The organism is Streptomyces sp. BRA346, from assembly GCF_052851135.1.
This window is the reverse complement of record NZ_JAIWIH010000005.1, coordinates 496993-511131: the sequence shown is the minus strand read 5'-3', so window position 1 is coordinate 511131 and position 14139 is coordinate 496993. Positions and strand designations below refer to the sequence as shown.

The window sequence follows — 14139 nt, the reverse complement described above, 5'->3', positions numbered from 1 at the left end:
ACCCGGCAACGAAACGCCAAGGGGCGCACCCCGGAATCCAGGATGCGCCCCTTGGGGGTACGTCAACGTCAGGCGCCGCGCAGAGTCGCGCCCGTACGCTCCGCGGCCACAGCCACGGCGGCATCGCGGGCCACCGCGACCTCCTCGGCGGTCAGCGTCCGATCCGGCGCACGGAAGCGCAGCGCGTACGCCAGGGACTTCTTGCCCTCGCCGATCTGCTCGCCGGCGAAGACGTCGAACAGGCGGAGCGATTCGAGCAGTTCGCCCGCGCCCTCCCGCAGCGCCTTCTCCACGTCGGCCGCGGCGGTGGAGTCGTCCACCACGAGGGCGACGTCCTGCGTGGCCACCGGGAAGGTGGACACGTGCGGGGACGTCACCGCGCCGCCGCCCGCCTGCTCCAGGCGATCCAGCTCGATCTCCATCGCGCAGGTGCGCTCCGGGAGGCCGAGCGCCTTGGTGACGCGCGGGTGCAGCTCGCCCGCGTTGCCGACGAGGATCTCCTCGCCGTCGACGACGGCGAGCAGCGCGGCACAGCGGCCCGGGTGCCAGGGGTCCTGCTGGTCCTGGCGGACGATCAGCTCGACGCCCGCCTCGCGCGCCACGGTACGGCCCGCCTCGACGGCGTCGGCCCAGCTGACCGGGGTGCCCTTGCCCCACCATCCGGCCTGCTGCCGGTCGCCCGCGAGGACGGCGGCGGCGCGGCGCGGCTGGCTGGGCAGGGCGGCGTCGAGCTGGGCGATCTCCTCGTCCGACGGCCGGTGGTCGACGGGGAGGCGGACGGCCGGGGGCTCGTCGCCGGTGGCGCGGAAGACCAGCCCGGTTTCGAAGAGCGCGAGGTCGTGCTCGCCGCGCCCGGCGTTGCGCCGCAGCGCGGCGAGCAGCCCGGGCAGCAGGGTGGTGCGCAGCGCGGGCTCGGCGTCGGAGAGCGGGTTGACCAGACGGACCAGGTCGCGCCGCGGGTCGTCGGCGGCGAGGCCGAGCTGGTTCAGCACCTCCTCGCCGATGAACGGGTAGTTCAGCGCCTCGACGTAACCGGCCCCGGCCAGCGCCCGGCCGACCCGGCGGTGCAGCCGCTGGCGCTCGGTCAGCCCGCGGCCGGAGGGCGGCTGCGGCAGGGTGGAGGGCAGGTTCTCGTAGCCCTCCAGCCGGATGACCTCCTCGGCGAGGTCGTTCGGGTCGCGCAGGTCGGGCCGCCAGCTGGGCACGGTGACGGTGAGGTCGTCCGCGCCGTAGACGTCGCAGCCGATCTGCTGGAGGCGCCGCACCACGGTCTCGCGGCCGTATGCGACGCCCGCGACCTTGTCGGGGTGGTCGGCACGCAGCGTGATGGTGTGCGGGGCACTGGGCGAGAGGATCTCGGTGACGCCCGCCTCGGCGGTGCCGCCCGCGAGCAGCACCAGCAGGTCGACGGTGCGCTGCGCGGCCGCGGAGGTGGCCTCCGGGTCGACACCGCGCTCGAACCGCTTGGACGCCTCGGAGGACAGCTTGTGGCGGCGGGCGGTGCGGGCGATCGAGACCGGGGCGAAGTGCGCGGCCTCGATGACGACCTCGGTGGTGCCCGCCGTCTCGTTGACGTCGGCGATCTCGGTGCTGGCGCCGCCCATGACTCCGGCGAGGCCGATCGGCCCGCTGTCGTCGGTGATGAGCAGGTCCTCGGCGTCCAGGACGCGCTGGGTGCCGTCGAGGGTGGTGAGCTTCTCGCCCGGCTCGGCGCGGCGTACGCCGATCGCGCCGGTCACCCGGGAGCGGTCGTAGGCGTGCAGCGGCTGGCCGATCTCCAGCATCACGTAGTTGGTGATGTCGACGGTCAGCGAGACGGGCCGCACGCCCGCCTTCTGGAGCCGCCGCCGGAGCCAGATCGGCGAGCGCGCCTCGGGGTCGAGCCCGGTGACCGTGCGGGCGGTGAAGCGGTCGCAGCCGACCGGGTCGGCGACCTTGACCGGGTAGCCGTGGCTGTTGGGCGCGGGCACGTCCAGCAGGGCCGGGTCGCGCAGCGGCAGCCCGTAGGCGGTGCCGACCTCGCGGGCGATGCCGCGCATCGACAGGCAGTAGCTGCGGTCGGGGGTGACCGCGATGTCGAGGACCTCGTCGACGAGCTGGAGCAGCTCGATCGCGTCGGTGCCGACCTCGTACTCCGGCGGCAGCACGATGATGCCGCCGCTACCGTCGTCGCCCATGCCCAGCTCGTCACCGGAGCAGATCATGCCGTGCGAGACCTTGCCGTAGGTCTTGCGCGCGGAGATCGCGAAGCCGCCGGGCAGCTCGGCGCCGGGCAGCACGACCACGACCTTGTCGCCGACCGCGAAGTTCCGGGCGCCACAGACGATCTCCTGCGGCTCACCGGTGTCGTTGGCCCGGCCGACGTCCACCGTGCAGAAGCGGATCGGCTTCTTGAAGCCCTCCAGCTCCTCGATGGTCAGCACCTGCCCGACGACCAAGGGGCCCTTGAGCCCGGCGCCGAGCTGCTCGACCGTCTCGACCTCCAGGCCGGCGGCGACGAGTTTGGCCTGGACGTCGCGGCCGGTCTCACCGGCCGGCAGGTCGACGTATTCCCGCAGCCACGAAAGCGGGACCCGCATCAGATCTCCATCCCGAAGGGCCGGGTGAAGCGCACGTCACCCTCGACCATGTCTCGCATGTCTTCCACGTTGTGCCGGAACATCAGCATCCGCTCGATGCCGAAGCCGAAGGCGAACCCGCTGTACTTCTCCGGGTCGACGCCGCAGGCGATGAGCACCCGCGGGTTGACCATGCCGCAGCCGCCCAGCTCGATCCAGCCCTCGCTGGAGCAGGTGCGGCACGGGCGGTCCGGGTTGCCGACGGACTCGCCGCGGCACACGTAGCACCGCATGTCCATCTCGGCGGACGGCTCGGTGAACGGGAAGAAGTTCGGCCGCAGCCGCGTGGTCATGCCCTCGCCGAACAGCGCCCGCACCATGTGGTCGAGCGTGCCCTTGAGGTCGGCCATGGTCAGGCCCTCGTCGATGGCCAGCAGCTCGACCTGGCTGAAGACGGGGGTGTGGGTGGCGTCCAGCTCGTCGGTGCGGAAGGTGCGGCCCGGGCAGATCACATAGATCGGCGGCTTCCGCTCGATCATCGACCGGATCTGCACCGGTGAGGTGTGGGTCCGCAGCACCACCCCGGACGGCTCGGCCTCCTTGCCACCCTTCGCGCCCTGGACGAAGAACGTGTCCTGCATCTCCCGGGCGGGGTGGTCCGGCGGAAAGTTGAGCGCGTCGAAGTTGAACCACTCGGCCTCGACCTCCGGGCCCTCGGCCACCTCGTAGCCCATGGCCACGAAGACGTCCTCGATGCGCTCGGAGAGCGTGGTGATCGGGTGGCGGGCACCGGCCGGGGTGCGGTCGTACGGCAGCGTGACGTCCACCGCCTCCTCGACCAGCACCCGGGCGTCGCGCTCCGCCTCCAGCTCCGCCTGCCGGGCCTTGAGGGCCTGGGTGACCTGGCCGCGGGCCTGGCCGACGCGCTTGCCCGCGTCCGCCTTGGCGTGCGGCGGCAGGGCGCCGATCTCGCGGTTGGCGAGGGCGAGCGGCGAGCGGTCGCCGGTGTGGGCGACCTTCACCTCGCGCAGCGCTTCGAGGTCCCCCGCGGCGGCGATGGCGTCCAGCGCCTCGTCCCGCATCCGGGCGATCTCTTCCGGTTTCAGTGCCTCGACCTCGACAGGGTCGTACGACTTATTGGGTGCCGACATCTCTTCCCGTGTTTCCGTTCGCTGGCTGCGCGACCCCGCTCGACATGGCTGCGACGCTCGCGTCCACGAAGCGACCACGAAGGGGACGCCGAAGGTGCCAAAGCCCGAGTCTAAGGGGCGCGGGGGGTCTGCTGTTCCGCGGGAAGCCCGTGGGGACGCTCAGGCCAGATAGGCCGGGGTGCCCACGGGCAGCGTAAATCGGAACTCGGCGCCGCCCCCGGCGGCCCGTCCGACGGTGATCGTCCCGCCGTGCGCCTCGACGATGCCCTTGACGATGTAGAGCCCGAGGCCGGTGCCGCCGCGCTTGCTGCCCCGCCAGAAGCGGGTGAACACGCGGCTCATCGACTCCTCCGGGATACCGGCGCCTTCGTCGCTCACGGTGATGGCGGTCCTTTCGACGACGGGGCCGCCCGCCGCGGGCCGGTGCGGTGCGGGGGCCACCTCGATGGTGACGGTTCCCTCGCCGTGCCGCACCGCATTTTCCAGCAGGTTGCCCAGCACCTGGTCGATCTTGTCCGGATCGGCCCACAGACCCGGCAGCGGGCCCCGCACCCTGATCAGGAACCGTTCGGCGGTCTGCCCGGCCGAGGTGAGCGCCTGCACATGGCGGCGCACGGCGGCCGCGACGTCCACCGGCTGGCGGCGCACCTCCAGCCGGCCGGAGTCGATCCGGGAGATGTCCAGCAGCTCGGCGATCAGGCGGGTGACGCGGTTGGCGTCGGAGTCGACGGTCTCCAGCATCAGCCGCTTCTGGTCGTCGGTGAACCGCTCCCACTTCGCCAGCAGGGTGGCCGTGAAACCTTTCACGGAGGTCAGCGGGGACCGCAGCTCGTGCGCCACGGTCGCGATCAGCTCGGCATGGCTGCGCTCGGTGCGCCGCCGGGCCTCGGTACCGCGCAGCGAAACGACGAGGCGGCGCACGGGTCCGGTCGGCCGCTCGCGTACGTAACGGGCCGAGACCAGGACCTCGTGGCCGCCGGGCAACAGCAGATTGCGCTCGGGCTGGCCGACGCGGGTGGCCAGCCCTCCGTACGGATCGGTCAGCGCCCACCAGCGCCGGCCGTCCAGGTCCTCTAACGGGAGCGCGCGCTCCAGCCGCTGGCCGATGGCGTCCGCGGGGCGGATGGCGGTGATGCGGCCCGCCGCCGCGTTGAAGCAGGTGACCCGGCCCGTCTCGTCGGCCACCACCAGGCCGTCGGGCAGATCGTCCGGGTGCAGGCCGAGCGCGGCCAGCGCCTCGTACGGGTCGTGCGCGCCGCGCTCGCGCTCCGCGCCGGGGTCCCGGCGGTCGTGTCCGCCGGGGCCGGGCAGCGCACGTCCGGGCGCGTGGGCATCGGCCGCAGCCGCCCCGGCGCCGGAGGTCCTGACGTCCATCCCCACACCCCCTCCTGGGCCTCGTGTGGGGGCAAACCCTACTAGGTCCCGGTCACGGAACGGCACCCTGTGGGAGCGCGCTGCGCACGAGCGGAGGCGTAGAGGCACACGGCGGCGGCCGTCGCGAGGTTGAGGCTCTCGGCTCTGCCGTGGATCGGAACGCGCACCACCTCGTCCGCGAGTGCGCGGGTAGCCTCCGGCAGCCCCCACGCCTCGTTGCCGAAGATCCAGGCGGTGGGCGCGCCGAGCACCCCGTCGTCCAGCTCCGCGTCCAGGTCGCGCTCCCCCGCCCCGTCCGCGGCCAGCACCCGCGCCCCGGCCTCGCGGAGGCCGTCGACGGCCTCCGCGACGGGTACGCCGGTGGCCACCGGGAGGTGGAAGAGCGAGCCCACGGAGGCCCGCACCGCCTTGGGGTTGTACGGGTCCACGGAGGCGTCCGTGAACACCACCGCGTCCGCCCCGGCGGCGTCCGCGCACCGCAGCACGGTCCCGGCGTTGCCCGGGTCGCGGACGTTTGCGAGCACGGCGACCAGCCGGGGGCGGGCCCGCAGGATCTCCTCGAACGGCGAGTCCAGGAAGCGGCACAGGCCCACGATGCCCTGGGGAGTGACCGTGTCGGACATCTCCGCCATCACGTCGTCGGACGCGGTGAGGACCGGGATGCGGGCGGCGCGGGCGGCCTCGACGATGCCGGTGTGCCGGGCGGCGGCCTCGGGTGTCGCGTACACCTCGACCAGGTGCGCGATCGCCTCGCGGACGGCCTGCGGGCCCTCCACGAGGAACCGGCGCTCCTTGCCGCGGAAGCTGCGCTTGGCGAGCCGTCTGGCTGCGGTGACGCGCGGCGATCGCAGGGACGTCAGCTCGGGGGTCGCCATGGGGTTGCGCCTTCTGTGTCGTGCGGTGTGGTGGTTGGGTGCGGCCCGGCTTTCCCCCACCCCGCCCCTCCCCGAAACCGGGGACAAGCCCCCGGACCCCCGGGGACCGGTGCGCCTCGGTGGCTCGTCGCCGACTGCGGCGCCCCACAGCGCGGGCAGCCGCCCCGGTTGAGCAAGGCGCGTCGCGGCTACGCCGCTGGCGCCGGGTTGCCAGGCAGGCACAAGCGCCGCGGACGGGCCGGTCGCCCCCTGTTGTGGGCAATCGTCCCGCGGAGGGGGCACCTCCCAGCGGTAGCTGGGGGAGGGACGGGTGGGCACAACGCGACCACCGGGCCGCACCCGGAAACGACGCCCCAGGGGGCACCGGCGGAAGCCGGTAACCGGCCGCCGGGGCGTGCCCGGCGACGAAACCCCAGGGGGCACCGGCGGGCGCCGCGCCCGGCGATGACGCCCGCAAGGCGGTGGCAGGGGCGCCTACACGCGCGGACCCGCAGGTGCCCAGGGGCACCTGCGGGTCCGTCGGCGTGAGGTCAGGCCGCCTTCGGGGCGTTGACGTCACTCGGCAGCGCCTTCTGCGCCGCCTCGACCAGCGCGGCGAACGCGTTGGCGTCGTTGACCGCGAGGTCGGCGAGGATCTTGCGGTCCACCTCGATGTTGGCGGCCTTCAGACCCTGGATGAAGCGGTTGTACGTCATGCCGTTGGCGCGGGCAGCGGCGTTGATGCGCTGGATCCACAGCTGCCGGAAGTCGCCCTTGCGCTTCTTGCGGTCGTTGTAGTTGTAGACCAGGGAGTGGGTGACCTGCTCCTTGGCCTTGCGGTACAGGCGGGAGCGCTGGCCCCGGTAGCCGCTGGCCTGCTCGAGGATCGCCCGGCGCTTCTTGTGGGCGTTGACTGCCCGCTTGACGCGTGCCACTTGTTAACTCCTTGTACGGGGCCGCGGGTGACTCACACGGCCCGGAAACGAATAGGTCGCGATCGGCCTGGCGCACGCCCCGCCGTTCGGCGGGGCGGGTGCGTCACTTGCCGAGAAGCTTCTTGATCTTCTTGGCGTCGGCCGGGGCCATCTCGACCTTGCCGTCCAGGCGGCGCGTCAGCGTCGACGGCTTGTGCTCGAGAAGGTGGCGGCGACCGGCGCGCTGGCGCATGACCTTGCCGGAGCCGGTGACCTTGAATCGCTTGCGGGCACCGCTGTGCGTCTTGTTCTTCGGCATGTCGCCGTTCACTCCTCGTCGGGGGCGCTGTCCGGGCGGCCGAGGCACGGCGGGTACCGCGATCCGGCGTACGGAAGCGTCATGTGTTTCGGTTGGTGTCCGGGACCGGGGCCCCGGGCGGGCTGGGCGGTCGAGGCTCGCGCCTCGCGGTCACGCCTCGGCGGGCTCCTCGGCGGTCTCCTCCGCGTGGCCGGCGCCCTGGCGCTCGGCCTTGCGGGCGGCCTGCGCCTCGCGGGCTTCGGCCATCGCCTCGGTCTTCTTCTTGTGCGGACCGAGAACCATGATCATGTTTCGGCCGTCCTGCTTGGGGTTGGACTCCACGAAGCCCAGCTCCTGGACGTCCTCAGCGAGCCGCTGCAACAGCCGGTAGCCGAGCTCGGGCCGGGACTGCTCACGGCCACGGAACATGATCGTGATCTTGACCTTGTCGCCCTGCTTGAGGAACCGGACGACGTGACCCTTCTTGGTGTCATAGTCGTGCGGGTCGATCTTCGGCCGGAGCTTCATCTCCTTGATGACCGTGTGCGCCTGGTTCTTGCGCGCCTCACGGGCCTTCATGGCCGACTCGTACTTGAACTTTCCGTAGTCCATGAGCTTGCAGACCGGCGGGCGAGCGTTCGCCGCCACCTCGACGAGGTCGAGGTCGTACTCCTGCGCAAGCTCCAGGGCCTTGGCAAGCGGCACGATGCCGACCTGCTCGCCACTGGGACCGACGAGTCGCACCTCGGGGACGCGAATCCGGTCGTTGATGCGGGGCTCGGCGCTGATGGATCCTCCTCGGTTGCACCACGCGACCGCCTGGCGGACTGCCGCGTTACGTCTGTATAGAGACCACCGAGCCGAGAAGCACAAAACGCCCCGGACGGTACACAGGCGGGGCTCCTCACTGACCGGGAGCACCGCCGCGATGTCACCGCGGGGCGCAGCCTGACCGTTGACCTGCCGACCCAAAATGGTCGGGAGGTGGGAGTTCGGAGCCTCCACTTGTGGGCCGGACACGCGAGTGACCGGCCGGTCGTTTACCTACGATACCAGGACCCGCGCGGAATGCTCACCGGGCGGCCGGAGGGACGGCGACGAAGCCCGTCACCCATGTCACACCCCGGGTTCCCCCGACCGGTACGAGCGGCCGACGGGCGGCGTCCTAGGGTGGAGCCCATCATCCACCAGGAAGCGAGCCTTCGACCACCATGAGCGACGCCAACAGCGGGCAGCCGACCCCCGACTTCGACCGTATGACCCGGGACATCGCGGACGTACCCGCGGTCGAGGTGATCACGACGGTCGCGGTGCACCTGATGAGCGCCGCGGCGGTGAACCTGGGGCTGGCCGAGGAGGGCCCGCAGCACAAGGACCTGGACGAGGCGCGCAAGCTGATCAACGCGCTCGCGGGTCTGATCACGGCGAGCGCCACCGAGATCAGCTCCTTCCACGCGGCCCCGCTGCGGGACGGCCTCAAGTCGCTCCAGCTCGCCTTCCGTGAGGCATCGGCCGTCCCGGACGAGCCGGGCCAGGGGCCCGGTGAGAAGTTCACCGGCCCGGTCTTCTGACGTTTCTGATGCTTCCGGCGCGCGGCGGGGCGCGGGCCCGGCCCGCCCGGTGGCGGGCCGGGGCGGGCGACGCCCCCGGGATGGCCACCGGGATCGCCCCCGGTCTCATGCCGCCTCCGGTCCCTTGGTCTCAGGACGGCCCGCCTCGGGGCGGCGCCCGCCGCGCATCCGCCCCCACGGGCCGGGCCGCGGCTCCGTGACCTGCTCCTCCTCGGCCTGGCCCGCCGGGTGCAGACGCGTGAACCGGTGGACGACGGCCGCGAGCACCCCGCCGACCAGCGGCGCGATCAGGAACACCCACAGCTGCGACAGCGCCCCGCCGCCCGCGAACAGCGCCGGGCCGAGGCTGCGCGCCGGGTTGACGGAGGTCCAGGTCAGCGGGATGCCGACCAGGTTGACGGCGGCGAGCGCGAGCCCCACCGGCACCGGCTCGATCCCGGCCAGCGTCACCCTCTCGGTCACCATGAGGAAGACGAAGACCAGCAGGAACGTGAGCAGCACCTCGGCCAGGAACGCCCCGCCCGCGCCGAGGCCCACCGGGGACCGGCCGCCGTAGCCGTTGCTGCCGAACGCGTCGTCCGTACGCAGCCGCGGCACCTGCTTGGCGAGCAGGAACAGCACGGCGGCGCCGACGATCCCGCCGACCAGCTGCGCGACCCAGTACTCGGCGGCCCTGCGGATGTCGATCCGCCCGGCCAGCAGCATCCCCAGGGTGACCGCCGGGTTGATGTGGCAGCCCGAGATGCGGCCGAACGCGTAGGCGAGCGCGATGAGGATGAAGCCGAAGGCGAGCGAGATGCCGACGGCGTTGATGTAGTCGCCCGCCAGAACCAGGGAACCGACCCCGAAGAGGACCAGTAGCGCGGTTCCGGTGAACTCCGATACGACCGTTCTCGTCTCCATGGCGTTCTCCTCGCATCGCTCGGACCGCCAGTTGCCCTATGCATTGTGGGGCGTATCGGGAGTTTTCGCCTGCCGGTGACCGTTCCGTCGCAGGTCAGCGGGGGTTTGCCGGGGCCGGTGTCAGCGGCTGAAGAGGGGTTCCCCGGGCACCGTCGCGTCCGGCGGCAGCAGCGCCAGGTTCAGCCCGCGCACCAGCCTGGCCCGTAGCGTCTCGTCGGCCGCCAGCGCACCCGCCACCCGCTGCGCCGTCTCGCGCGCCGGGGCGTGCGGGGCCAGGGCGAGCGCCAGCAGGCCGTCGGCGTCCGCGGCCGGGGCCAGATGGGCGCGCACCACCTCGGGTTCGGCCGCCAGTACGGTACGCACCGCCTCGGCGACCGCGGGGTCGGCGAGCGGATCGGTGCTGGTCCGGCCCTCGGCGAGGGCGAGCAGGGCGGGCCCGGTGACCTGGTACGGCACCGGTCCGGCGAGGTCCAGCACCAGGGTGTCCGCCTTCTCGTGCGCGGCTGCCTCCAGCGCCTGCCGCAGCGGTACGGCGACGGGCCGGGCGTCCGGGCGCCAGCGGGCCAGGGTCTCCAGGGAGGTGAAGGCGGGCAGGGCGCGGCGGCCGCCGGGGGCCTCCAGGGTGGGCACGGCCATGTCGCTCGTCTTCTCGCGGCGCAGTCCGCCCGCCCGTCGCCCACCACCACCCTCAGCGGACGCTTCGCGCTGCCCCTCGGGCGGCCCTTCTTCTGCTTCACCGAGGAGGGCGACCACCGGGACGAGCAGCCGCGCCTCGGTGAGCGCGGCCAGCACCTCGGGCTCGGCGGTGCGGTCGTCGGCCCAGGCGGCGAGCGCCGCGGTCAGGCGGGCGTCGGCGGAGCCGTCGTCGCCGGAGAAGCCGGGGTCGGGAATGTTCTTGAGCGCCACTCCATGAGGGTATCGGGGCCGCCGTGAGGTCTTTCTCATGGGTTGTTCATCACCTTGTCCCCCGTCGCGCGGCGGGGCCGTCTAGCCTCGCCCTCCATGGAGACCGACACGTCAGGGGGGCTGGACCGGGGCCGCGGCCCCGGCCGAAGAGCGCGCCGCCCGGCCGTGATCGCGGTCGTGGCGGCACTCGCGATGACCCTGCTGGGGTGCGGGGTGGGCACCAGTTCACCGACGTCACCGACAAGGACCCAGCTGCGGCCGAGCGCCGGGCCGCGGTGTGCGGCGGGCGACATCCAGGGAGGCGACGTGGAGCGGATGACCGGGGTCGGGGCGCCCTCGACGGCATCGCCGGCGGCGCCCGCCGCATCGCCCCGTACGCTGCGCCAGGCGCTCGGCCACGCGCTGGCCCCGGTGGCCCGCGACTGCGACGGGGAGTTCGCGGTGGCCCTGCTGGACACCCGGTCGGGGGCGAGCGCGGCGTACGGCAACCGCGCGTACGACACGGCGAGCATCGTCAAGGTCGGCATCCTCGCGGCGCTGCTGCTCAAGGCGCAGGACGAGCGGCGCGGGCTGACCGCGAAGGAGCGCGACGCCGCCACCGTGATGATCGAGCACAGCGACAACGGCGCGGCGACCGCGCTGTGGAAGGTGATCGGCGGCGCCGACGGGCTCGACGCGGCGCAGCACCGGCTGGGGCTGACCCACACCCGCGGCGGCCGGGCGGGGCTGTGGGGGCTGACCCGGACCACCGCCACCGACCAGCTGAGGCTGCTGCGCGCGGTGTTCGGGGACAGCTCGGCGCTGAACGCGAACTCCCAGGCGTACATCCGGACGCTGATGGGCCGGATCACCACCGGCCAGGACTGGGGTGTCTCGGCCGCCGCCGACGCGGGAGCGGGCACCCGGCTGAAGAACGGCTGGCTGCCGCGCAGCACCACCGGGCTGTGGGACGTCAACAGCATCGGCCAGGTCACCGCGAGCGGGCGGACGTACCTGGTGGCGGTGCTCTCCGACGGCAGCAAGAACATGAACACCGGAGTGGCGCTGGTCGAGCAGGCCGCACGGGCCGCCGTGGGGGCGGCCGCGACGCTCCGGGCATGACAGCCCCGTACGGCGGCGCGTACGGCGTGCTCAGCGCGTACGGGACAGGCGCCGCAGGGCGCGCGGGACGCGCAGTGGGCCCGAGCCGCGCCACAGGACGATCGCGGCGCCCACCAGGCCCGCCCCGGCGACGGCCGCGAACACCGCCGTCTCGTTGACCCCGCCCTCGTCGCCGGAGGCGCCGGTCCGGCTGGGGCCGGAGCCGAAGAAGCGCCGTGACGACGCCGCGGCGGCGGGCTGCTGGGGCTCGGGTTTCGTCTTCGCCGCCGCCTTGAGGGCCGCCGCGGCGTCCACCACGCCCGCGCCCAGCTCGTCGCTGTGGCCGCCGGACGGGCGGCTGCGGGCGGTCTGTTCCAGCACCTGCCGTACCTGACGCGGGCTCAGGTCGGGGTGGGCGGAACGGACGAGGGCGGCGGCGCCGGAGACGAAGGCGGCGGCCGCGCTGGTCCCCCAGCCCTCGTAGTAGCGCTTGTCGGGGTCGGCTATGACCACGTCGACGCCGGGCGCGGCGACGGTGGCGTACCAGCGGCGGGTGGAGAAGGCGGCGCGGTTGCCGTAGCGGTCGACGGCGGTCACCGCGATCACGCCGGGGTAGGCGGCCGGGTAGGAGACGCGGTCGCCCTTGTCGCCGCCGTTGCCCGCGGAGGCGACCACGACGGAGCCCTTGCGCAGCGCGTACTGCACGGCGGCGTCCTCGGCGGGTTCGGGGTGGGCCGACGCACTGTCGTCGCCCAGGGACAGGTTGATCACGTCGGCGCCGTGGTCGGCGGCCCAGCGGATGCCCTTCGCGAGCGCGCCGCCCCGGGAGCTGCGGGCCTTGGCGCGCTGCGGGTCGCCGTCCTCCAGGATCACCCGTACCGGCAGGATCTTGGTCTTGGGCGCGACGCCCATGACGCCTTCGCTGTCCCCCGCGCCGTGTCCGCTGCCCGCGATGATGCCCGCCATCGCGGTGCCGTGCCGCGCCCAGGGGCGGTCGCCGCGCTCGGCGCCGAAGCCGATGAGGTCCTTGCCGGGCAGCACCTGCCCCTTGAGGTCGGGGTGCCGGTCGTCGACGCCGGTGTCCAGGACGGCGACGGTCGTGTCCGCGCCCTTGGTGGTCTGCCACGCCTGGCGGGTGTGAAGGGCGTCGAGCGCCCATTCCTGGGCCTGGATGCCGTCGGCCCGGGCGGGGGCGACGGGCACCAGGGCCAGCCCGGCGGCGGCGAGGCTGACGGCGATGCGCCGCGCGGTCCTCATGAGCCGCCTTCCGCTGTTTTCGACGGGGTCGGTGCCTCCGGGGCCTGGGACAGGGCGTGGCGGAAGGCGTCCTCGGTCGCGTCGGTGAGGCCGCGGGCGTCGTTGCCGAGGCCGGACTGTGCGGGTGCGGAGGTCGCACCGCGCCGGGTGGCCTCGTACGCCGGCTGGGGGTCGGTGACCTCGCGTCCGTCGGCGAAGCCGGAGACGGCGTAGAGGACGGCGGGTGCGTCGGTCAGGATCCGGATCCGCCAGCTCGCGCGCTGGTCGTCGCCGAAGCGGGCCGCGGCGGTGCCCTTCGCGGCGTACGGACGGGGCATCAGATCGGCGCGTTCGTCCAGCTTGTCGTCGGCGAAGCGCTGCCGCAGGGCCTTCATCCCGGCGGTGTCGGCCGCGGTGATCAGCACGCCGACGGTGGTCACGCTGGTGCTGGTGGAGTCGGTGTAGGTGGCGCGCAGCAGGCGTTCGCAGCCCACCGGGGAGAGCGCCTTGGTGAGCAGCGGGTCGAAACCGCCGCCGCAGCTGCTGTCGGGGGCGACCGCGACCCGGGTCCAGAGGCGGTCGGCGCCGCCGGGTCCTTCGCCCTTGCCGCGCAGGGTGCGAGGGAAGAGGTCGTCCACGGGGACGCTGTGCCAGGCGGCGCGCGCCTTCGCGTAGGTGTCGGCGGCCGAGGGCGTCGCGTCGGGGCTGTCGCCCAGCCAGCTGCCGGCCGCCGCGCCGACGAGCAGCCCGAGGCCGAGGACGAGGGAGACGGCGGCGGCCGCCTTGCGGCTGCGCGGGCGGTACCGGCCGGTTCCGGCGCTCGGCGGGGCGGCGGGACGCGGCGTGGTGGTGGGGCGTGGTGGTACGTGCGGCCTGTCGGCGGCGGGGCCGCTCGGGCCGCCGGTGCGGCCGGAGTTCCGTCCGCCGCGCGTGGCGCCCCGCGGGGAGGGGACCTTCGCGGGGACGCCGAGGATGGGGGTGTCCGGGTCCGGGACGAAGCCGGGGGGCCCGAAGACCGGCGGGCCGAAACCTGGCGGGGCGCCGGACGGGGCGCTCGGCGGGGTGGCGTTGCGCGGCGGGGGCGCGGACCGGGGCGTGGGCGCGGTGCGCGGGGGGTGCACAGGGCGAGGTGGGGGCGTACGACGAGAAGAGTGCGCCTGTTCCGCGTCCGCGCTCACCGGCACCCCCTCGCGCCCCTCGAAACCTGGCCCACGTCGCTCCGTCCGGTTCGCCGCGCCGCCCCACCGCCTTTCGGGCAGGCAGGCCCGAATACGGACATCACGCCGCTGACCTG

13 protein-coding genes are annotated in these 14139 nt (G+C 73.7%); 2 read left to right on the top strand and 11 right to left on the bottom strand.

The window, feature by feature from the left end:
• Positions 1–68: 68 nt before the first annotated feature.
• The 7 genes from pheT to infC all read right to left on the bottom strand — a co-directional run bounded on the left by pheT (position 69) and on the right by infC (position 7938).
• Complete coding sequence (gene pheT / locus LCH29_RS08990) at positions 69–2579, bottom strand: phenylalanine--tRNA ligase subunit beta (RefSeq protein ID WP_446461161.1); 2511 nt, start codon at positions 2577–2579, stop codon at positions 69–71.
• A complete protein-coding gene (gene pheS, locus LCH29_RS08985; RefSeq protein WP_446461160.1) occupies positions 2579–3709 on the bottom strand; it encodes a phenylalanine--tRNA ligase subunit alpha in 1131 nt (376 codons plus the stop codon). Before pheS ends, pheT begins: the two co-directional genes overlap by 1 nt.
• A 159-nt stretch (positions 3710–3868) precedes the next feature.
• The gene (locus tag LCH29_RS08980; protein ID WP_446461159.1) at positions 3869–5083 is read right to left on the bottom strand and encodes an ATP-binding protein; all 1215 of its coding nucleotides are present in this window, start codon (positions 5081–5083) and stop codon (positions 3869–3871) included.
• A 41-nt stretch (positions 5084–5124) separates the two neighbouring features.
• Entirely contained in the window at positions 5125–5958 is an 834-nt protein-coding gene (locus tag LCH29_RS08975; RefSeq protein WP_446461158.1) for a TrmH family RNA methyltransferase, read from the bottom strand.
• A 530-nt stretch (positions 5959–6488) separates the two neighbouring features.
• Positions 6489–6872: a 50S ribosomal protein L20 gene (rplT, locus tag LCH29_RS08970; protein ID WP_009713826.1), complete on the bottom strand. Its 384-nt coding sequence runs from the start codon at positions 6870–6872 to the stop codon at positions 6489–6491.
• 103 nt (positions 6873–6975) lie between these two features.
• Positions 6976–7170, bottom strand: a complete 195-nt coding sequence (rpmI, locus tag LCH29_RS08965) for a 50S ribosomal protein L35 (protein ID WP_123105517.1) — start codon at positions 7168–7170, stop codon at positions 6976–6978.
• Positions 7171–7320: 150 nt separating this feature from the next.
• Positions 7321–7938 (bottom strand): translation initiation factor IF-3, encoded by a 618-nt coding sequence (infC, locus tag LCH29_RS08960; RefSeq protein WP_123105519.1) that lies wholly within the window; start codon positions 7936–7938, stop codon positions 7321–7323.
• A gap of 422 nt (positions 7939–8360) precedes the next feature.
• On the opposite strand from infC, the gene LCH29_RS08955 reads away from it, so the two are divergent.
• A complete protein-coding gene (locus LCH29_RS08955; protein ID WP_123105515.1) occupies positions 8361–8720 on the top strand; it encodes a DUF1844 domain-containing protein in 360 nt (119 codons plus the stop codon).
• A gap of 105 nt (positions 8721–8825) precedes the next feature.
• On the opposite strand, the gene LCH29_RS08950 is transcribed toward LCH29_RS08955, so the two are convergent.
• Together LCH29_RS08950 and LCH29_RS08945 are read right to left on the bottom strand one after the other, a co-directional pair.
• Positions 8826–9623, bottom strand: coding sequence for an MIP/aquaporin family protein (locus LCH29_RS08950; RefSeq protein ID WP_446461157.1), 798 nt, complete (start codon positions 9621–9623; stop codon positions 8826–8828).
• Between the two features lie 120 nt (positions 9624–9743).
• Positions 9744–10529: an SseB family protein gene (locus LCH29_RS08945; protein ID WP_446461156.1), complete on the bottom strand. Its 786-nt coding sequence runs from the start codon at positions 10527–10529 to the stop codon at positions 9744–9746.
• A 96-nt stretch (positions 10530–10625) separates the two neighbouring features.
• Between LCH29_RS08945 and LCH29_RS08940 the strand changes: the two genes are divergently transcribed.
• A complete protein-coding gene (locus LCH29_RS08940; RefSeq protein WP_446461155.1) occupies positions 10626–11630 on the top strand; it encodes a serine hydrolase in 1005 nt (334 codons plus the stop codon).
• A 30-nt stretch (positions 11631–11660) separates the two neighbouring features.
• On the opposite strand, the gene mycP is transcribed toward LCH29_RS08940, so the two are convergent.
• Entirely contained in the window at positions 11661–12866 is a 1206-nt protein-coding gene (mycP, locus tag LCH29_RS08935) for a type VII secretion-associated serine protease mycosin (RefSeq protein ID WP_446461154.1), read from the bottom strand.
• Positions 12863–13966, bottom strand: coding sequence for a hypothetical protein (locus LCH29_RS08930; RefSeq protein ID WP_446461153.1), 1104 nt, complete (start codon positions 13964–13966; stop codon positions 12863–12865). Before LCH29_RS08930 ends, mycP begins: the two co-directional genes overlap by 4 nt.
• Between the last annotated feature and the right edge of the window lie 173 nt (positions 13967–14139).

Coding starts and splice junctions, on each gene's coding strand:
- rpmI (WP_123105517.1), bottom strand. CDS start 7,170: ATGCCGAAGAACAAGACGCACAGCGGTGCCCGCAAGCGATTCAAGGTC.
- pheT (WP_446461161.1), bottom strand. CDS start 2,579: ATGCGGGTCCCGCTTTCGTGGCTGCGGGAATACGTCGACCTGCCGGCC.
- LCH29_RS08955 (WP_123105515.1), top strand. CDS start 8,361: ATGAGCGACGCCAACAGCGGGCAGCCGACCCCCGACTTCGACCGTATG.
- mycP (WP_446461154.1), bottom strand. CDS start 12,866: ATGAGGACCGCGCGGCGCATCGCCGTCAGCCTCGCCGCCGCCGGGCTG.
- LCH29_RS08980 (WP_446461159.1), bottom strand. CDS start 5,083: ATGGACGTCAGGACCTCCGGCGCCGGGGCGGCTGCGGCCGATGCCCAC.
- LCH29_RS08940 (WP_446461155.1), top strand. CDS start 10,626: ATGGAGACCGACACGTCAGGGGGGCTGGACCGGGGCCGCGGCCCCGGC.
- LCH29_RS08950 (WP_446461157.1), bottom strand. CDS start 9,623: ATGGAGACGAGAACGGTCGTATCGGAGTTCACCGGAACCGCGCTACTG.
- LCH29_RS08975 (WP_446461158.1), bottom strand. CDS start 5,958: ATGGCGACCCCCGAGCTGACGTCCCTGCGATCGCCGCGCGTCACCGCA.
- pheS (WP_446461160.1), bottom strand. CDS start 3,709: ATGTCGGCACCCAATAAGTCGTACGACCCTGTCGAGGTCGAGGCACTG.